At 69.1% G+C, this 18,617-nt stretch carries 18 protein-coding genes, 1 tRNA gene and 1 pseudogene; 11 read left to right on the forward strand and 9 right to left on the reverse strand.

The window, feature by feature from the left end:
- Positions 1-102 precede the first annotated feature (102 nt).
- Positions 103-1,188, forward strand: coding sequence for an ImmA/IrrE family metallo-endopeptidase (locus ACMT9T_RS10815; RefSeq protein ID WP_414745544.1), 1,086 nt, complete (start codon positions 103-105; stop codon positions 1,186-1,188).
- Here ACMT9T_RS10815 and ACMT9T_RS10820 read toward each other — a convergent pair.
- The 3 genes and pseudogenes from ACMT9T_RS10820 to ACMT9T_RS10830 form a co-directional block, all read right to left on the reverse strand.
- Entirely contained in the window at positions 1,163-2,290 is a 1,128-nt protein-coding gene (locus ACMT9T_RS10820; RefSeq protein WP_414745545.1) for an alpha-glutamyl/putrescinyl thymine pyrophosphorylase clade 3 protein, read from the reverse strand. The two genes, ACMT9T_RS10815 and ACMT9T_RS10820, sit on opposite strands and share 26 nt — an antisense overlap.
- Before the next feature lie 103 nt (positions 2,291-2,393).
- Positions 2,394-2,900, reverse strand: a pseudogene (locus ACMT9T_RS10825) (thymidylate synthase); the annotation flags it as partial.
- Positions 2,901-3,739: 839 nt separating this feature from the next.
- Positions 3,740-3,813 (reverse strand) — tRNA-Gly (locus ACMT9T_RS10830).
- 81 nt (positions 3,814-3,894) lie between these two features.
- Between ACMT9T_RS10830 and dcd the strand changes: the two genes are divergently transcribed.
- Entirely contained in the window at positions 3,895-4,500 is a 606-nt protein-coding gene (gene dcd / locus ACMT9T_RS10835) for a dCTP deaminase (protein ID WP_043583745.1), read from the forward strand.
- Positions 4,501-4,515: 15 nt separating this feature from the next.
- Here the strand turns inward: dcd and ACMT9T_RS10840 are convergent, their stop codons facing one another.
- Complete coding sequence (locus tag ACMT9T_RS10840; protein WP_414745546.1) at positions 4,516-4,776, reverse strand: Clp protease/crotonase-like domain-containing protein; 261 nt, start codon at positions 4,774-4,776, stop codon at positions 4,516-4,518.
- Positions 4,777-4,906: 130 nt separating this feature from the next.
- Positions 4,907-5,401, reverse strand: coding sequence for an Lrp/AsnC family transcriptional regulator (locus ACMT9T_RS10845; RefSeq protein WP_414745547.1), 495 nt, complete (start codon positions 5,399-5,401; stop codon positions 4,907-4,909).
- A gap of 164 nt (positions 5,402-5,565) precedes the next feature.
- Here ACMT9T_RS10845 and ald point away from each other — a divergent pair, with 164 nt between their 5' ends.
- The gene (gene ald / locus ACMT9T_RS10850) at positions 5,566-6,684 is read left to right on the forward strand and encodes an alanine dehydrogenase (RefSeq protein ID WP_414745548.1); all 1,119 of its coding nucleotides are present in this window, start codon (positions 5,566-5,568) and stop codon (positions 6,682-6,684) included.
- 75 nt (positions 6,685-6,759) lie between these two features.
- The gene (locus ACMT9T_RS10855) at positions 6,760-7,455 is read left to right on the forward strand and encodes a DUF4190 domain-containing protein (RefSeq protein ID WP_414745549.1); all 696 of its coding nucleotides are present in this window, start codon (positions 6,760-6,762) and stop codon (positions 7,453-7,455) included.
- 34 nt (positions 7,456-7,489) lie between these two features.
- On the opposite strand, the gene ACMT9T_RS10860 is transcribed toward ACMT9T_RS10855, so the two are convergent.
- The 3 genes from ACMT9T_RS10860 to ACMT9T_RS10870 form a co-directional block, all read right to left on the reverse strand.
- Positions 7,490-8,125 carry an isochorismatase family protein gene (locus ACMT9T_RS10860; RefSeq protein ID WP_414745550.1) on the reverse strand — a complete coding sequence of 212 codons (636 nt, stop codon included), beginning with the start codon at positions 8,123-8,125 and terminating at the stop codon, positions 7,490-7,492.
- A gap of 259 nt (positions 8,126-8,384) precedes the next feature.
- On the reverse strand, positions 8,385-8,891 hold the full coding sequence (locus tag ACMT9T_RS10865) for a DIP1984 family protein (RefSeq protein ID WP_414745551.1): 507 nt from the start codon (positions 8,889-8,891) through the stop codon (positions 8,385-8,387).
- Complete coding sequence (locus ACMT9T_RS10870; RefSeq protein ID WP_414745552.1) at positions 8,888-10,963, reverse strand: MMPL family transporter; 2,076 nt, start codon at positions 10,961-10,963, stop codon at positions 8,888-8,890. Before ACMT9T_RS10870 ends, ACMT9T_RS10865 begins: the two co-directional genes overlap by 4 nt.
- Positions 10,964-11,040: 77 nt before the next feature.
- Here ACMT9T_RS10870 and ACMT9T_RS10875 point away from each other — a divergent pair, with 77 nt between their 5' ends.
- Entirely contained in the window at positions 11,041-11,595 is a 555-nt protein-coding gene (locus ACMT9T_RS10875) for a MarR family transcriptional regulator (protein ID WP_414745553.1), read from the forward strand.
- Positions 11,596-11,728: 133 nt separating this feature from the next.
- Positions 11,729-12,607 (forward strand): patatin-like phospholipase family protein, encoded by an 879-nt coding sequence (locus tag ACMT9T_RS10880; protein WP_414745554.1) that lies wholly within the window; start codon positions 11,729-11,731, stop codon positions 12,605-12,607.
- A gap of 70 nt (positions 12,608-12,677) precedes the next feature.
- Here ACMT9T_RS10880 and idi read toward each other — a convergent pair whose 3' ends face one another.
- The gene (idi, locus tag ACMT9T_RS10885) at positions 12,678-13,250 is read right to left on the reverse strand and encodes an isopentenyl-diphosphate Delta-isomerase (RefSeq protein ID WP_414745555.1); all 573 of its coding nucleotides are present in this window, start codon (positions 13,248-13,250) and stop codon (positions 12,678-12,680) included.
- Between the two features lie 44 nt (positions 13,251-13,294).
- On the opposite strand from idi, the gene ACMT9T_RS10890 reads away from it, so the two are divergent.
- The 5 genes from ACMT9T_RS10890 to ACMT9T_RS10910 are packed head-to-tail and all read left to right on the forward strand — an operon-like array spanning position 13,295 to position 18,587.
- The gene (locus ACMT9T_RS10890; protein WP_414745556.1) at positions 13,295-14,365 is read left to right on the forward strand and encodes a polyprenyl synthetase family protein; all 1,071 of its coding nucleotides are present in this window, start codon (positions 13,295-13,297) and stop codon (positions 14,363-14,365) included.
- On the forward strand, positions 14,362-16,989 hold the full coding sequence (gene crtI, locus ACMT9T_RS10895; protein WP_414745557.1) for a phytoene desaturase family protein: 2,628 nt from the start codon (positions 14,362-14,364) through the stop codon (positions 16,987-16,989). The genes ACMT9T_RS10890 and crtI overlap by 4 nt, the downstream gene beginning before the upstream one ends.
- Positions 16,989-17,333 carry a lycopene cyclase domain-containing protein gene (locus ACMT9T_RS10900; protein ID WP_414745558.1) on the forward strand — a complete coding sequence of 115 codons (345 nt, stop codon included), beginning with the start codon at positions 16,989-16,991 and terminating at the stop codon, positions 17,331-17,333. The genes crtI and ACMT9T_RS10900 overlap by 1 nt, the downstream gene beginning before the upstream one ends.
- Positions 17,330-17,698, forward strand: coding sequence for a lycopene cyclase domain-containing protein (locus tag ACMT9T_RS10905; protein WP_414745559.1), 369 nt, complete (start codon positions 17,330-17,332; stop codon positions 17,696-17,698). The genes ACMT9T_RS10900 and ACMT9T_RS10905 overlap by 4 nt, the downstream gene beginning before the upstream one ends.
- On the forward strand, positions 17,691-18,587 hold the full coding sequence (locus ACMT9T_RS10910) for a prenyltransferase (RefSeq protein WP_414745560.1): 897 nt from the start codon (positions 17,691-17,693) through the stop codon (positions 18,585-18,587). The genes ACMT9T_RS10905 and ACMT9T_RS10910 overlap by 8 nt, the downstream gene beginning before the upstream one ends.
- Positions 18,588-18,617 lie beyond the last annotated feature (30 nt).

The raw sequence follows: 18,617 nt of genomic DNA on the forward strand, positions 1-18,617 counted from the left end.
TGTTACAGTGCGGCGGTTGCCTAATGGTAAACCTGACTGGGATCGCGTAAACAGACTTAAAATCGTGGCATGGGAGGCGAAAGAATTTTGACTTCGCATACAATGAGCAACTCCGAGCCCAAGTGGGCATCGGCCCCGGGCGCGACAATTCTCAAAATACTATCTTCCCGGTCGCTCACAATCGACGATCTCGCTGACGCACTACAAATCGGGGACCCGCAGACACGTCGTTTACTGGATGGTGACATCAGTGTTGATGAGACTCTTGCGATCAGATTGTCAAATTTCCTCGGGTCGACGCCCCGCTTCTGGGCGTCGCGAGAAAGCGACTACCGCACCTCACTAAGTTTGCTTGATGCGGACGCGTTGGCAGAACGTTCGCCAGTTGAGGAGATGATTAATCGCGGATGGATAGGCAATGTCGCTGGATGGGAGGATCGGGCGCAAGCTCTACTCGACTTCTACGGTGTGGCCAGTACTAATGACCTGACCAACCTATGGAAGACACGGTTTGCCGACGCAAGATTCCGAACGTCTAGTGCCTACGCGTCGGACGATCTCGCCGTTACCGCATGGCTTCGTCAAGTTGAAATAGAAGCATGTGATCAAACGATTTCTCAGTGGCGTAAATCGGATTTGCATGCAATGCTGCCAGATCTTCAACGCTTGTCGAGAATTGGTGATCCGGAGAAATTTCTCACTCCTCTGCGCGCCCTGCTAAACGGGGCTGGTGTGGCGCTGGTGGTGCTGCCTGCCACGCAGGGTAATCGACTTAGCGGGGTCGCATTTAAGGCGACTGACGGTCGTCGAATAATAGGCCTAACCGCCCGCCACCTCGCAGAAGACCATTTTTGGTTCACCTTGGTGCATGAGATAGGCCATTTAGTCCTTCATGACGGCGAAAGATCTTTTTTTGACAACTTAGACGTGGCTGACGATCTTTCTGCATCCGAAACAGAAGCAAATGAGTTTGGACAGACTGCGCTGTTACCGCGAGGGGTGGGTGAATTTAGAAGTTCGCGTGTGACCACGCGGTCCGTCATATCATACGCAGCTAGACAGAAAGTATCGCCAGGCGTAGTAGTAGGCCAACTTCATCACTCGCAAGTAATAAGACAGAACCAGTTTCGTTCTTTAATTCGAAGATTTAGATGGGATGGGGCTACGCTGAAAAGCGCACGTAGTTAGTAGGAGTCTTCTGCCAGTTGCAAATGGAATCCTCTATTACGTCGGCCGATACCTCAATGGCTCGTGCAAGTGCTGCTAGCTCGCTCTGCAGCTCCTGCGCGCTTCCCGCTCTAGGATCTCCTCGCAATAACAGCCGAGCTCCGGTAAGCGGCCCAGTGGCACCGACCAGGTACGAATGTGGCGGTCGGGCGTCTAATAGGTTGAGCTTACCAAGCATTGTCGTATAGTCGAATTTTGCGATACGTCCGAACTGAACGACATCACGTAGCGATGCATATACCGCTTGAAAAGTCTCTTCCGGTGTGTGCCCTTGAAGAGATTCAAATCTCTCTTTATGGTCCCCGCCTGCATCTAAAACCCATTTTACGTATGACTCAACTGCCGCGCCCGTGCCGCGGTCGCCAAGCGCGTCTAAGCTGACATATTTTCTATGATTACCAAAGCCCCTTGGACCTGGCGACTGCGCATAATCTTGTTGATGCTCTTCAAGCCAGAAACGAAATGACGTTGGGTCAGCCGCGATACGAGTCCATGTCCACCATCGCGACGGCTCGGAATTGAACGCGCTATAAGTGTCCCGAATGTATCGCCAGCCTGCGACTTTATGCTTTCCAAAATGTACATACAGAAAGACCAACCAGGCGGCTTCGTCCAAATCACCGGAATCGTTGTGGAGAATGGCTGCCTTTAGGGGGTCGAATCCTATAGACGAAGGGTTCGTCGCGCTAGGGTCCAGTCTTCGACTGCGCAACCGCTCTGTATAAAGTACGCGCTGTTCGCTATCGATGATTTGTTGTATGAGCGTATCTCGGAGGTCTGGTGTTGCGAGACCTGGAAGCGGCCCTGTCGTTGCCTCGTACTTCCTAATTGCAGTGTCGAGCCGAGTCCAGTCGGCGACGTAGTTTTTACGCATGTTAAAGTGCTCCCAACGCATAGCATTTCTCGAGCGTGGCTGTTCCATATACTGTCGTTGATAACATTTCATGCAGCTTTCGCAAGGTCTCTTTATCGGAATCTTTGAACGCCCGCCAAGCCCCGAGAACAAACCCGAGATTGCGCCAGTAGGATGACGGATCATCTGGATAAAGGGGTTGAAGGCCATTGCGCATGTTGGATTCCGCGTCTAGTAGTTGTTGAACCATCTCCCATGGGTCTTGTAGGGGCATGGGGGGCATGGGGTAGAGCGGAAAGGAGCCTTCATCTAGATACGCCCTCGCATCAGCTTCCCGTTCCGAGTACACGTGAAGACTGCCAACCATATGTGTGTATGTTCCTAGGTCATACCCCAGCGAACGGGCGACAAGTTCCTGAAGAAATGTGAACGCAAATACGTCCGGCATCAAGCCTAAAATTGCGTCATTCGACCGCATATACGTAATGAGGTCGACCCTGCCATTGCGCACGAAAAATTGCAGTGTGCATGTGCATGGCACATCTCTTGGGTTCCCGTGGACGTCGTCGCGATCGTAAAGCTGAACGACAGCCTTACGAGTAGATGGGCTTGACGTCAACTGAGCTATGACCCCGTGAATTTGTGCATTATTACCTAACCCAAATAGGCGCGGGCCGTAGGAGCCTCCATACTCGCCTACGGCTTCGCCATAACGTGGTAAGTAGTAAAGAATATGAGCGGGATCGCTACTTCCGTCTAAGTACCACGTTAGTTCTCCCAATGCGCTAAATAACCTGCCGCGGTTGGCACTTCTACTCATGCGGGCAAGAGGATTAGTCAATGTGAGCGACACTCCGCGCAGCTCCTTGCTTAGTCCACGGGACGATTCCACCTGGTCGCCGTCGTCCAAAAGCCTGGGAAGACACGCGGCTAAGAGGTCATCAAGGGAGTTTGCGGAATGGGTAAAGCCCACCAGTCATCCTCTTGTTTTGTTCAAAGTTCATCTTTGAAGATTGTTAGTGTAAGCATTCGATACGCCAGTATTCCGTCTCGTGCGGATTACGCGTTTTCTAACTAGCGTGCTTGCACCCTACGGGTAAATGCTGCTGACGCAACGCAGCGTCCCCCGCTTTGGGGGTCTCTTAGTGCGACGCGCCAAGCCGGTACGGTCGCCGAACGTGAAGCCCGTAACTATCATGGCGCCATGATCACTGTGCAGTCGACAACATCCCAGGCTATAGCGTTTCGAAACGACCAGAACGGACACGTATTCGACGCAAGACGAAGTGAGGACCACCGCGAGGAGTACTGGGTAGTGCGTCGACGTAGGGGCTCGCTGCGAGACGTCGACGGCGACGTCTGGGGGCGAGCGGAGCGACGAGGAGATATTTGGTTTGGTTATGCAGGAAACCTGCCTGACACAGAAGGCAGACGTTGCGCATCCCGGGATTCGGCGTTTGAATGGATCACTAACGACGGGTCTCAAGTGCCCGGATAGTGAATCTCCCTGGCAGAGGGTTGGCTTACGTTTCCTCTACAACTGATGCGCGCCGCATAGGTACTGAACCAGGGTCGGGTGCTCGCATTTGGTTGGGACAGAAGGTTGGCTGCCGTCCTGTGAAGTGCATTGAGGCGGTGGCGGTATGCATTGAAACTATCTGGAGCGAGTGACGGGAATCGAACCCGCGCTATCAGCTTGGGAAGCTGAAGTTCTACCATTGAACTACACTCGCGCGACCGGCCTCGGGCCGGGTCGAGACCACAGCCTAGCAAGACTCCGGCCGGGCGCCACTCAGCGCCGGTAGGCTCCTGCCGTGCTCCTCTCTGACCGTGACATCACCGCCGAGCTCGACGCCGGACGAGTGGCCCTCGATCCGTACGACCCCGGGATGCTGCAGCCCGCGAGCATCGACGTGCGCATCGACCGGTTCTTCCGGCTGTTCGACAACCACAAGTACCCCTACATCGACCCCGCCGAGGACCAGCCCGAGCTCACCCGCCTCATCGAGTCGAAGCCGGGGGAGCCGTTCATCCTGCACCCGGGCGAGTTCGTCCTCGGATCCACGTTCGAGCTGGTCACGCTGCCCGACGACGTCGCCGCGCGCCTCGAGGGCAAGAGCTCGCTCGGCCGCCTCGGCCTCCTCACGCACTCCACGGCCGGCTTCATCGACCCCGGGTTCTCCGGCCACGTCACGCTCGAGCTGTCGAACGTCGCGACGCTGCCCATCAAGCTGTGGCCCGGGATGAAGATCGGCCAGCTCTGCTTCTTCCGCCTCTCCTCGCCCGCCGAGAAGCCCTACGGATCCGGCGAGTACGCCTCCCGCTACCAGGGCCAGCGCGGCCCCACGGCCTCCCGCTCGCACCTCAACTTCGTGCACACCGACGTGACGGTGACGGACGCGGGGCAGTCGGGGGAGTAGCCCGACCGCTGCGGGTCAGGCCGGGTCGGTGAACGCGACCGGCTTGCCGGCAGCCCGGGCGTACGCGATCTCGCGACGCGTGGACTCGCCGACGTAGCCGCCCGGGTTCACGACGAGGACCCGATCCGCCAGGTCGATCTTGCGGAGATGGACGGCGTCGAGCGCGGCCTTCTGCGCATCGGTGACCGGCTCCGACCCGTCGCCCGGAGCCACGACGATGACGCCGCTCAGCGTCAGGTCCGCGTTCGCCGCGCGCATCTCGGCGGCGAACCGCATGGATCCGCAGATGCACACGATCTCCGGGCGGTCGGGCGCGGAGGGGTTCCCACTCTCCGGGGGATGCGGCCCGTCGTGGTCTGGTGACATTCGCCCAGTGTCGTGGTGCGAGTGCCCAGCGTCTAGCGCGCTAGTCAGCGGGGTCCGCGACCGCCGGCCCCGAATGGTGGTGGTCGAAGACCACGCTCGTGCGGGTCGACGCCACGGCCGGGTGCGCCGAGAGGTGCTTCAGGACGAAGTCGCGGAGGTGGTCGCTGTCGCGGACGGCGATGTGGACGATGAAGTCCTCGGATCCGCCGAGGAAGAAGAGCTGCACCACGTCCGCCAGCTCGCGCATCTCGGACGCGAACGCGGCCATCTCGTGGCGGGCGCCCGCGCGGATCGCGATGCTGATGAGCGCCTGCAGCCCCACGCCCACCGCGTCGGCGTCGATCGTGGCGGTGAAGCCCGTGATCACGCCGCGCTCCACGAGGCCGCGCACCCGCGTCAGGCACGTGGACGGCGCGATGCCCGCCTGCTCGGCGAGGCGGCTGTTCGGGGTCCGCGCATCGGCCCGGAGGAGGGTGACGAGCTTGCGGTCGACCGCATCGAGCGGCTCGGGCGTCCGCAGTTCCTTCGTCGGCATGATCCGCCCGCCCTCCCGCTCCGCAGGATCGCACCAGATGCACGCCCGCCGCCGAAGATCCTACGGACTTCATCTCCTCGAAATGCACGATGGCCAGCATGGGACCCGCCCTCCCGCATCGCTGCCGCCGGCCGCACCTCGCGGGGAGACGAGACGGAGCGCGCATGAAGGTCGGGATCCCCACCGAGATCAAGAACAACGAGAACCGGGTCGCCGCCACGCCCGCGGGCGTGCACGAGCTCGTGCGCCGCGGCCACGAGGTGCTCGTGCAGGAGGGCGCGGGGCTCGGATCCAGCATCACCGACGCCGACTACGTCGAGGCGGGCGCGACCATCGTCGCCACGGCCGACGAGGTGTGGGCCGCGGCGGATCTGCTGCTCAAGGTCAAGGAGCCCATCGCGGAGGAGTACCCCCGCATGCGCGCCGGCCAGACCCTCTTCACCTACCTGCACCTCGCGGCGTCCCGGCCCTGCACGGACGCGCTCGTCGCCTCCGGCACCACGGCCATCGCCTACGAGACGGTGCAGCTCCCCAACCGCCAGCTGCCGCTCCTCCAGCCGATGAGCGAGGTCGCCGGCCGGCTCTCCACCCAGGTCGGCGCGTACCACCTGATGCGCGCGGCCGGCGGGCGCGGGATCCTCCTCGGCGGCGTGCCCGGCACCCCGAAGGCGCGCGTCGTCGTGATCGGCGGCGGCGTCGCGGGCGAGCACGCGGCGGCGAACGCGCTCGGCATGGGCGCCGACGTCACGATCATCGACCTCTCCATCCCGCGCCTCCGCGAGCTCGAGAACCGCTTCGGCGGGCAGGTGCAGACGCGCGTCTCCTCCGCCTACGAGATCGCGGCGCAGCTTCGCGATGCGGATCTCGTCATCGGCTCGGTCCTCATCCCCGGCGCCCAGGCCCCGAAGCTCGTGACCGACGCGATGGTCGCGACCATGAAGAAGGGCTCCGTGCTCGTCGACATCGCCATCGACCAGGGCGGCTGCTTCGAGGGATCCCGCCCCACCACGCACGACGATCCCACCTTCGCGGTGCACGACAGCGTCTACTACTGCGTGGCCAACATGCCGGGCGCGGTGCCGGAGACCTCGACGCGCGCGCTCACGAACGCGACGCTGCCGTACGTGATCGCGCTCGCGGAGAAGGGGTGGAAGAGGGCCCTCGCGGAGGATCCGGCGTTGGCCCTCGGCCTCAACGTGCACGACGGGCACGTCACCAACTCGCACGTGGCGGCGGCGCTCGAGATGCCGCTGACGCCGGTGGCGGACGCACTCGCGGGCTGAGGCGCGCAGCCGGCCGTCGCGGGATCGTGACCCCGCGGCGGCCGGATCCGCCGGGATGCCTGCCAGGGTCGATGCATGACCTTCCGCTACGCCCCCGAGCCCGAGCCGACCGCGCCCCGTGAGCGGAGGACGTCCAACGGCGTCGGCGTCGCCGCGCTCATCGTGGGCGGGCTGTCGCTCGTCGGGTCGGTCATCCCGCTCCTCAACTACGTGTCGGGGTTCCTCGCGATCGTCGGCATCGTGCTCGGGATCATCGGGCTGCTCCTCAAGGACCGGCCGCGGGGCATGGCGCTCGGCGGCCTCGTGCTGAGCGCGATCGCGCTGGTGCTCTCGATCGTGCTCGCGATCGTCTACACGGCGGGCATCGTCACGGCCATCACGGGCGCGGTGCGGGAGTCCGAGGCGCGGTCGTCGGCGGAGGCGGCCGACGAGGTGCGGGTGACGTACCAGGTGGGCGGCACCGACGGCACGACCACCGCGGGCGTGCTCTGGACCACGACGGTCGGCGGCACGGCGGGATCCGAGCAGGCGTCCGACCAGCCGCTCCCGTTCACCCGCGAGGTCGTCATCCCGGACACCACGGCCTTCGACATGGCGATGTTCTCCGTGAGCGCGGTCGGCCACATCGACCCGGCGGTGGCGGAGACCGGCGACGTGACGTGCCGGATCCTCGTCGGCGCCGTCGTGGTGACCGAGCAGATCGCCACGGGCGACGGCGCCACGGCCACCTGCAGCGCCACCGTCGAGGAGCTGCGCGACGCGGCCGAGTGATCCGCGGGCCCGGGCCGCCGCGCGCCGAGCGGGATCAGCCGGCCGTGCGCGCCGCGCCCGCGGTCGCCGAGCTGCCGAGGTCGTCCTTCGGGAGCGGCTCGCCGGCGGCGACCGCCTCGATCCACGCGTCGGTCGTCGCGACGGCGGCGAAGTTCGAGTGCAGCAGCGCCATGAGGGTGCCGTGCACCGTCGCGGCGTCGACGGATCCGGCCGCGTTCGCGAGGGCGATCGCGCCGGTCGCGTCGGAGAGCACCTCGGCGGCGATGTCGAGTCCCTCGGCCTCCACCGACGACGCGAGGATGCAGTTGTTCGTCATGTAGCCGACCAGCGTGATCGTGTCGACGCCCTCGGCGCGCACCCACTCGACGAGGTCGGTGCCCGCGAAGACCGAGCCCTTCGACTTCGTCACGGCCTTCCACGCGTCCGTGCGGCGCGACTCGATCTCGGGGTGCAGCCGGTAGGCGTCGCTCGTCGGGTCGAAGACCGGCGCGCCGGCGCCGGAGTCGTGCTGCACGACGACGATCGGGATGCCGGCCGCGGTGGCGGCGTCGATGGCCCGGGCGATCACGCGCACGGAGCCCGCCGGATCCGGGTGGCGGATCTCGAGCGGGCCGGCGAAGTACTCCTGCTGGACGTCGACGAGGACGAGGGCGCGGCGGGGTGCGGGCATGGGGGCTCCTGAGGTGGACGGGCGGCGCCGTTCGACGCGCCCCTCGATCATCGCGCGTGGGGGCGAGGTCCCCGAACCCTCCCTCGTCGTCCGACCGGCACGTGGTGGTGAGGTGTACCCGTGCACCGTTCCCGGTGCGAGGTGCGGGGCTGACGTGTGCTCGGCTCTCGCCGGGTGCGCTGCCCTCCGCGCCACAGGGGATCAGGTTGCCCGCTGATCCATCGGGGTGTGCCCGCTCCGGACGACTACCGACTCGCCCCTACGCCTCCTGCCCGCCTGCCTCCTCGACCAGCTCCACCTCCCAGTTCGCCCGCTGGATCCGCGCGTCGAGCTCCCGGAGCTCGCGCGCCGCGTCGTCGGCCCGGTCGCGCACCTCGCGGATGGGCAGCGCCGCGATCTGCCGCAGCTCGCTCCGCATCTGCCGCGGCGCGTAGCCGGCGGACATGCCCCCGCCCGTGCGGCCGGAGGCGGCGTCGGCCGCGGCCGTGAGGATCCCGTGCCGCGTCCGCAGCGCATCGCGTCGGGCGAGCGCCGAGGTGAGCGGCGTGCCGTCGTCGAGCCGGGCGGCCGTGTTGGTGAGGTTGATCCGCGTCACGAGCGCCGCCAGCAGGTCGACCACCTCGACCGCCTCCGCGAGCAGCGCGGCCGCGTCCTCCGCGGGATCCTCGCCCTCCTGGTAGCGCGCGGTCGCCTGGATCCTGCTCCGCAACGACTCGACGCGCCTCTGCAGGTCGGACCGGTCCATCAGCGCCTCGGCGAGTCTCATGCGTCCACCGTCTCACGGTGCCGCGCGCCGCGGTGCGACGGCCACCAGAACCGGTCCCCGAGCAGGAACACGAGCGCCGGCACGAGGAGCGTCCGCACCACGAGCGTGTCGAGCAGCACGCCGATGCAGACGATGACGCCGATCTGCGTGAGCGCCACCACGGGCAGCACGCCGAGCACCGCGAAGACCGCGGCGAGCAGGATGCCCGCGCTCGTGATCACGCCGCCGGTGGACGCCAGCGCGCGCACCATGCCCTCGCGCGTGCCGTGCCGGCGCCGCTCCTCGCGGGCCCGGGTCACGAGGAAGATGTTGTAGTCGACGCCCAGCGCCACCAGGAAGAGGAACGCGAACAGCACGACGTTCGCGTCGAACGCCGGGAACCCGAGCACCTGCTGGAAGAGCACGTTGGCGGCGCCGAGGCTCGCGAAGAACGTGGCCAGCACGCTCGCGATGAGGAGCACCGGCGCCACGAGCGAGCGCAGGAGGAGGCCGAGGATCACGAACACGATGGCCAGGATGATCGGGATGATCAGCCCCTGGTCGCGCTCGGACGACGCAGCGGTGTCGGCGGCCGTGGCGTCGCTGCCGCCCACGAGCGTCTCGGACTCGGCGCCGGGCGCGGCCGCGTAGGCGTCGCGGAGGTCCTGCACCGCGGCGAAGGCCGCGGCGCTCTCGGGCTCGGCGTCGAGCTGGACGTCGATGCGGGTGCGGCCCTCCGCGGACTCGCCCGCGCGGGCGCCCGCGACGCCGGGGACGGACTCGGCCGTGGCGACCGCGTCGGCGGCCGCCGCATCCGGCGCGAGCACCACGGTCTGCGCGGTGAGCCCGGCGGAGAACGACGCGTCGACGACCTCCTGGGCCGCGACGGACTCGGGCTCGCCGAGCAGCTGGTCGGTCTGCGAGAGGCCGACGCGCGCGCCGACGAGGCCGAGCGCGAGCACGCCGACGCCGGCGAGGGCGACGACGGCCACGACCGCCGGGCGGCGCTGGACCCCGAGGCCGAGCCGGCGCCAGACGCCCGGCTTGCCGCCGTGGTCGGCGTCGGTGCCGGCGCGCGGGATGAACGGCCAGAAGAGGCCCCGCCCGCAGACCACGAGCGCGGCGGGCAGCACGAGCAGGGCCGCGGCGATCGCGATCAGCACGCCGATCGCGCACGCGAAGCCGAGCGCGCGGTTGCCGGAGAGCTCGGCGAGCAGCAGCGTGATGAGGCTCAGCGCGACCGTGCCGCCGCTCGCCGCGATGGCGGGCCCCGCGCTCGTCACCGCCGTGAGCATCGCCGCGTGGCGGTCCTCCTGGCGCGTCAGCTCCTCGCGGTAGCGCGCCACGAGCAGCAGCGCGTAGTTCGTCCCGGCGCCGAAGACGAGCACCGAGAGGATCCCGCCGATCGACGCGTCGATGGTGATCCCGAGCGGATCCGCGAGGGCCGTGACGACCACGCGCGCCAGGCCGTCGGCGGCGCCGACCACGACGAGCGGCACGATCCAGAGCACGGGGCTCCGGTACGTGACGATGAGCAGCACCGCGACCACGAGCACCGTCACGAGCAGGAGGCGGAGGTCGGCGCCCGCGAAGGCGTCCGAGATGTCGGCCTGGAAGCCGACGGGGCCGGTGAGCTGCGCGACGAGGCCGTCGGGCAGCCCGTCCGCGGCCGTGGTGCGGAGGGCCTCGGCGGTCCCGGCGACGTCGTCGGCGACCGCGGACGCGTCGAGCGGCACGGCGACGAGCGCCGCCCGCCCGTCCTCGCTGACCTGCGGCACCACGGCTCGCGGGGTGATCGAGTCGGCGGCCAGGGCCTCAGCGCGCTCGGCGACGGCGGCCCGGTCGGCCTCGGTGAGCGCGGCGCCGTCGCGGCTGAAGACGAGGATCCCCACGGTCGTGTCCGCGCTCGGGAACCGCTCGAGGAGCTCGCTCACCTGCCGCGCCTGGCTCGACTCGGGCAGGCCGGAGGGCGGGAAGGCGTCGGCCTCGCCCTTCGGCAGGAAGGCGAACAGGGCGGCCACGGCGGCCGCCGCGATGACGAGCGCCATCCAGGCGGTGCGGCGGGCGCTGACGAAGCGGGCGATGGATCTCACGGGTCCTCCAGGGGTGCGGTGATCGTCAGCCTACTGATGATCAAGCGGCTTAGCTACCGCCGCCGTACCATGAGGGCATGCCGCGCGCCCGTCCCCTCCCCGATCCGGACGCGCCCGCCACCCTCCCGGCACCCGGCACGGGCGTCCCCGCCGAGGCGGGCGAGGCCGGCGAGCTCGGCCGGATCCTCCGCGACGTGCTGGGCCTCGCCGCCCACTTCGAGCGCCGGCTCGGCGGCGTGCTCGAGGTCAACCCCACCGACATGAAGGCGATGGAGCACCTCATCCAGGAGGGATCGCTGTCGCCCACGGAGCTCGCCGGCCGCCTCGGGGTCTCGACCGCCGCCGCGACGCTCGTGGTCGACCGGCTCGTCGAGGTCGGCCACGTCGACCGCCGTCCGCACCCGCACGACCGTCGCCGCGTCGTCGTCGTCCCGCGGCCCGCCTCCGTCGGGCGGGCGATGGCCGAGCTGATGCCCATGATCGGCGGGGTCGCGCGCGCAGCCGACTCCCTGACCGCCGCGGAGCGCGCCGCCGTGACGCGGTTCCTCGGCGAGGTGCGCGAGGTCTACCGGGAGGCGGCCGCGGGTCCCGCGGCATCCGCATCCGCCGTGGAGCCGCCCGCCGCGCGCTGATCCCGGCCCCCGTCCACCGCGCGTGCACCCGACGCTCGGGCGGCGTCCACCGACGTCGGGGATGATGGAGCCGCATCGACCACCACCACCACGACGCGCACGCGGGCCTGGAGGCACGCGGAAGAGGAGGACCATGACCGGCACCGAGCGGGACACGACCACGCCGACGCGAGGGCTGGTCCTCGGCGGCGGCGGCGTCGCCGGCATCGCCTGGGAGACCGGGCTCCTGTCGGGCCTCATCGCCGCGGGCGTCGACCTCGGCGCGGCCGACACGGTCGTCGGCACCTCGGCCGGATCCGTCGTCGCGATCAACCTGCGCGCGGGCGCCATCGACGCCGCCTACGACGAGCACTTCGTCGACGTGGCCGGCATGGCGGAGCCGACCGGCAGCCGCGACCTCGCGCGCACGGTCGAGGTCATCGGCGAGGGCGTCGTGAGCACCGCGGGCGAGATCCCCACCCGCCAGAGGATCGGCGAGTTCGCGCTCGAGGAGTACGACCCCGAGGTGGACGACGCGGCGAGCGTCGAGCGCATCGCCCAGCTGCTGCCCATCCGCGACTGGCCCGAGAAGGACCTCCGCATCACCGCGGTCGACGCGGGCACCGGTCGCTTCACCGTCTTCGACAAGGCCTCCGGCGCCGACCTCGTACGCGCGTCGGCCGCGAGCTGCGCCGTGCCCGGCGTCTTCCCGCCCGTCACCATCGACGGCCGCCCCTACATGGACGGCGGCATGCGCTCCGGCACGAACGCCGACGTCGTCGCCGACCACGAGCGGATCCTCGTCATCGCGTGCGGCCCCGAGGCCCCGCAGAGCGGCATGGGCCCGACGCTGTCCGGCGTCGTGCAGCAGCTGCGCGGCCGGGCCGACGTGCTCGTGATCCAGGCCGACGAGGCCAGCACGGCCGCCTTCGGCGAGAACTCGCTCCTGCTCTCGACCCGGAAGGCCTCCGCGGAGGCGGGTCGCGCGCAGGCGGAGCGCGTCGCCGACGAGGTCCGCGCCTTCTGGGGGTGATCCCGCCCGCACCACGACGAGGGGCCCGGCCGCGCATCGCGGTCGGGCCCCTCGCCGGTGGAGCGTCGGATCAGACGGCGGGCACCGCCGCCGTGTCCGCGAGCCCGACGTGCGCCGCGTGCTCCGGGTACAGCAGCGGCAGCTGCAGCGTGAGCCACGGGCTGAAGGCCCACGGCGTGTGGGCGACCGCGGGGATGAGCTCCTCGGGATCCACCCACTGGTACTCGCCGACCTCCTCGGGTCGCGGATCCACCGGCGTGGCCGCGACGGCGCGGAACACCGGGCAGATCTCGTTCTCGACGATGCCCGCGGCGTCGGTCGCGCGGTAGCGGAAGTCCGGCAGCACGAGCTCGACGGACGCGAGCGTGAGGCCCAGCTCCTGCTCGGCGCGGCGGTGGACCGCCTCGACCATGTCCTCGTCGGGCGCGGGGTGCCCGCAGAACGAGTTCGTCCAGACGCCCGGCCAGGTGAGCTTGCCGATCGCGCGGCGCGTGACGAGGATCTGCCCCTCGGCGTCGAACACGTGGCACGAGAACGCGAGGTGCAGCGCGGTGTCGCGGGTGTGGACCGTCGCCTTGGGCGCCGTCCCGATGGTCTCGCCGTCGTCGTCCAGGAGGACGACGAGCTCGGTGTGCTGTGGCATGCGCTCCCTGCTTTCCGTTACCCCCACGATGTTAGGTTTCATCCGTGGACGCCACCAACCTCGCTGCCGTCTCCACATCGAGGCAGGCCCATGTGAACGGCGTCCTGGACGCGTTCTTCGCGAGGTCCCTCGTCCGGGCCGAGGTGATGGGCTCCGAGTACGTGAAGCTCTGGCAGACGCTCGAGTCGAACACGGCCGGCGGCAAGCGCTTCCGGCCCCGCATGGTCATGGCCGCGTACGACGGCCTCGGCGGCCAGGACGTGCAGGCCGCGGCCCACGTCGGCGCCGCGTTCGAGATGCTCCACACCGCGCTCATCGTCCACGACGACGTCATCGACCGCGACTTCACCCGGCGTGGCGGCCCCAACGTCTCCGGCGCCTACCGCGACATCGCGACCACGCAGGGCCTGCCCCAGCCGCTCGCCGAGCACCGCGGAATGTCGGCCGCCGTCATCGCGGGGGATCTGGCGCTCGTCAACGCGTACCGCCTCATCGACGCGAGCGGCGTGCGCGACCTCACGCGGTCGCACCTCATGGAGATCCTCGACGACGCCGTGTTCGCGTCGGCCGCGGGCGAGCTCATCGACGTGGAGTTCTCGCTCACCGCCGAGGTGCCCAGCGTCGACGAGATCCTCCGCATGGAGCGCCTCAAGACCGCCGTCTACTCGTTCGAGGCGCCGCTGCAGGCGGGCGCCGTGCTCGCGGGCGCGCGGCCCGAGATCGTGGCGGCGCTCGGCGACTTCGGCCGCGACATCGGCATCGCCTACCAGGTGGTCGACGACGTGCTCGGCGTCTTCGGCGACGAGCAGGAGACCGGCAAGACCAACCTCGGCGACCTGCGCGAGGGCAAGCGCACCGTGCTCATCGCCCATGCCGTGCGCTCGTCGGAGTGGGGCGAGATCAGCTCGCTCGTCGGCAAGGACGACCTCTCGCGCGGCGAGGCGGCCCTCGTCCGCTCGGTGCTCGAGAGCTCGGGCGCCCGCGCCTACGCCGAGGGCGTCGCGCGGGACCTCGCGGTCGCCGCGTGCGCGCGCCTCGACGACCCGGTCGTGCCGGAGGCGCTGCGCCGCGAGCTCGCGCCCGTCGCGGAGTCCGTGCTCGGGCGCATCCGATGACCCGCGGCCCCGGTCGACGACGACCCGCCCCCGAGCCCCCCACGGGCCTCGAGAAGTACGACCGCGTGGCGCAGGACACGGCCTCCGTCGTGATCCGCCGCTACTCCACCTCCTTCGGGCTCGCGTCGCGCCTGCTCGGCGCCGACGTCCGCCAGCACATCGAGAACGTGTACGCGCTCGTGCGCATCGCCGACGAGATCGTCGACGGCGCGGCGGCCGGCGCCGGGGTGGATCCCGCGCACGTCGAGGACCTGCTCGACGCGCTGGAGCAGGAGACCGAGGACGCGATGCTCCGCGGCTACAGCACCAACCTCGTCGTGCACGCCTTCGCGATCACCGCCCGCCGGGCCGGCTTCGGCGCCGAGCTCACCGCGCCGTTCTTCGCCTCCATGCGCATGGACCTGCGGCGCATGGAGCACACGCCCGCGTCCTTCACCGAGTACGTCTACGGATCCGCCGAGGTCGTCGGCCTCATGTGCTTGCGCGCGTTCCTCGTCGGCCACGCCACGACGCGCCCCGAGCGGATCCGGTTCGAGGAGGGCGCCAAGCGCCTCGGCGCCGCGTTCCAGAAGGTCAACTTCCTGCGCGACCTCGCGGCCGACCACGAGGCGCTCGGCCGCAGCTACTTCCCCGGCGTCGACGTCGCGAGCTTCTCGGAGGCCGACAAGGAGCGCATCCTCGACGACATCGACCACGACCTCCGCGTGTCCGGCGCCGTGATCCCCGACCTCCCCGCCTCCAGCCGCCGCGCCGTCGCGCTCGCGCAGGGCCTGTTCGCGGAGCTCGCCGTGCGCCTCCGCGACACCCCGGCCGCCGAGCTGGCGCGCACGCGCGTGCGGGTGCCGGATCTCGTCAAGGCCCGCATCGCGCTCGCCGCCGCCACGGGCGCCGAGCCCTCCGGCGTCGACGGCCGCCTCGTGCGCCGATCCCGCGGACCCCGCGCCGTTGGCGTCCGCCCGACCCCGGCCCCCCGTCCCGCCCCCACCGAGCCCGCCCCGTCCGACCCCGAGCAGCAGGAGAGCGCCATGACCGCACCCACCGCCATCGTGATCGGCGGCGGGATCGCCGGCCTCGCCTCCGCGGCGCTCCTCGCCCGCGACGGCTACCGCGTCACCCTCGTCGAGGCCCACGACGAGGTCGGCGGCCGCGCCGGATCCTGGGAGGAGGACGGCTTCCGCTTCGACCTCGGGCCCAGCTGGTACCTCATGCCCGAGGTGTTCGACCACTTCTTCAAGCTGATGGGCACGAGCGCCGCCGAGCAGCTCGACCTCGTGCGCCTGCCCGGCTACCGCGTGCTCTTCGAGGGCGATCCCGAGCCCATCGACATCCGCGACTCCCGCGAGGCGAACCTCGACCTGTTCGAGAGCGTCGAGCCCGGATCCCGCCCCGCGATGGCCCGCTACCTCGACTCCGCGAAGGAGGTCTACGAGATGGCGAAGAAGCGCTTCCTCTACACGACCTTCGCCGACTACCGGCCGCTCCTGAAGCGCGACGTCGTCACCCGCACGGGCACGCTCGGGAAGCTGCTGCTCACGCCGCTGGAGACGCACGTGGCGCGCTACGTGAAGGACCGCCGCCTCCGCCAGATCCTCGGCTACCCGGCGGTGTTCCTCGGCTCCTCGCCCAAGCTCGCGCCGAGCATGTACCACCTGATGAGCCACCTCGACCTCGAGGACGGCGTGCTCTACCCGCAGGGCGGCCTCATCACCGTCATCGACGCGATCGAGCGGGTCGCGCGGGCCGAGGGCGTCGAGATCCGCACGGGGTCGCCCGTCTCCCGCATCGTCACCGAGCCCGCGAAGGCCGGCAAGGCGAAGGCGCGCGGGGTGCAGATCACGACCGACGCCGGCACCGAGACGCTCGAGGCCGACGTGGTCGTCTCCACCGCCGACCTGCACCACACCGAGACCGAGCTCATCCCCGAGGCGTTCCGCACCTACCCGCAGTCGTACTGGGACAAGGCCACGGCCGGCCCCGGCGCGGTGCTCGTCTACCTCGGCGTGACGGGTGAGCTGCCCGAGCTGCACCACCACACGCTGCTGTTCACCGAGGACTGGGACGAGAACTTCTCCCGCATCTTCCCGCCGAAGGGCGGCACGACCTCGGTGCCGGATCCCGCGAGCATCTACGTCTGCAAGCCCAGCGCCACCGACCCCTCGGTCGCGCCCGAGGGCCACGAGAACGTCTTCATCCTCGTGCCGATCCCCGCCGACCCGACCATCGGCCGCGGCGGCGTCGACGGCGCCGGGGACGCGCGGGTCGAGGAGATCGCCGACCGCGCCATCCAGCAGATCAGCGACTGGGCCGGCATCCACGACCTCGCCGACCGCATCGTGCTCCGCCGCACCTCGGGCCCCGGCGACTTCGCCGCCGACCTGCACTCGTGGAAGGGCACCATCCTCGGGCCCGCGCACACGCTCACGCAGTCGGCCATGTTCCGCGCCGGCAACACGAGCAAGAAGGTCGACGGGCTGCACTACGCCGGCGGATCCACCATCCCCGGCATCGGCCTGCCCATGTGCCTGATCAGCGCGGAGATCCTCGTGAAGCGCCTCCGTGGTGACGTGTCGACCGGGCCGGGCGCCGAGCCGCTCGTGCCGACGGTCGGTCGCCCGGTGGTCTGATGGGCCTCGTCTACCTCGTGCTGCTGCTCGTCTCGATCGGATGCATGATGCTCCTCGACCGGCGCTGGCGCCTGTTCTTCTGGCGGGACCGCACGGCCGCGGCGCTCACGACCCTCATCGGCGTCGCGTTCTTCCTCGCGTGGGACGTCGCGGGCATCTCGCAGGGCATCTTCTTCCGCGGCGAGACGGCGTTCATGACGGGGATCCTCGTGGGCCCGGAGCTGCCGCTCGAGGAGGTCTTCTTCCTCACGCTGCTCTGCTACCTCACGATGAACCTCGTCAACGGGTTCAGCCGCCTCGCCGACCACCACGTCGCCCGGGCGAGGGAGCGCGCGAACCGATGAGCTACCTCCTGCTCGACGTGCTGTTCCTGATCCCCGTCGCGATCGTCGGCTTCCTGTTCCGCCGCCTGCTGCTGCGCGAGGCGGCCGCGGTGCCGTACGGATCCAGCCGCTTCGACTACCCCGAGTACTACTGGTACCGGCGGATGCCCGTCGCGATCCTGCTCGTGATGACGCTGATCTTCGACAACATCATGATCAAGGCCGGGCTCGTCGGCTACGACCCGGACAAGCTCGTGGGCCTCATCCTCGGCTACGCGCCCATCGAGGACTTCGCCTACGCGATCGCCGCCCTCGTGCTGCTGCCGGCCGTCTGGTACCTGCTGCGCCGCCGCCGCAGCGTCTCCGGCATCGAAGCGCATGAGTGACGTGCGCGCCCGACCGGGCAGCGCCCGGATGCTGCGCACGATCCTGCTCTCCTCCCGCCCGCTCTCCTGGGTGAACACGGCGTTCCCGTTCGCGGCCGCGTACGTCACGGTCACGGGCGAGGTCGACCTCACGGCGATCCTCGGCACCCTCTACTTCCTCATCCCGTACAACCTCGCGATGTACGGCATCAACGACGTCTTCGACTACGAGTCCGACATGCGCAACCCGCGGAAGGGCGGCGTGGAGGGCGCGGTGCTCGCGCGCGCGATGCACCGGCCGGTGCTCGTCGCGGTGCTGGTCACCAACGTGCCCTTCCTCGCCTACCTGGTGGCCGTGGGATCCGCGGCCAGCGTCGGCGTGCTCGCCGTGAGCGTCTTCGCCGTGGTCGCGTACTCGCTCAAGGGCCTGCGCTTCAAGGAGCGGCCGGTGCTCGACTCGCTCACCTCGAGCACGCACTTCACGTCCCCCGCGGTCTACGGCATCGTGCTCGCGGGCGGCGCGTTCACGCCCGCGCTGGGGGCGATCCTCGCGGCCTTCTTCCTGTGGGGGGTCGCGTCGCACGCGTTCGGCGCCGTGCAGGACATCGTGGCCGACCGCGAGGCCGGCATCTCCTCCATCGCGACCGTGCTCGGCGGGGCCGTCACCGTGCGGATCGCGGTGCTCGCCTACGCCGCGGCCGGGGTCGCGATGCTGTTCACGGGGCTGCCGGGGATCATCGCGGCCGTGCTCGTGATCCCGTACGTCCTCAGCACCGCGCCGTTCTGGTCGATCCGCGATGAGGACGCGGAGGCCGCCAACCGCGGCTGGCGCCGCTTCCTCGGCCTCAACTTCCTCTCCGGCTTCGTCGTGACGATGCTGCTCATCGCGTACTCGCTCACGAGCGCCTGACGCCGCTGCCGCGCGCGCGCCGCCGCGGCG

Source organism: Clavibacter vidaverae, assembly GCF_047529985.1.
Lineage (GTDB): Bacteria > Actinomycetota > Actinomycetes > Actinomycetales > Microbacteriaceae > Clavibacter > Clavibacter nebraskensis_A.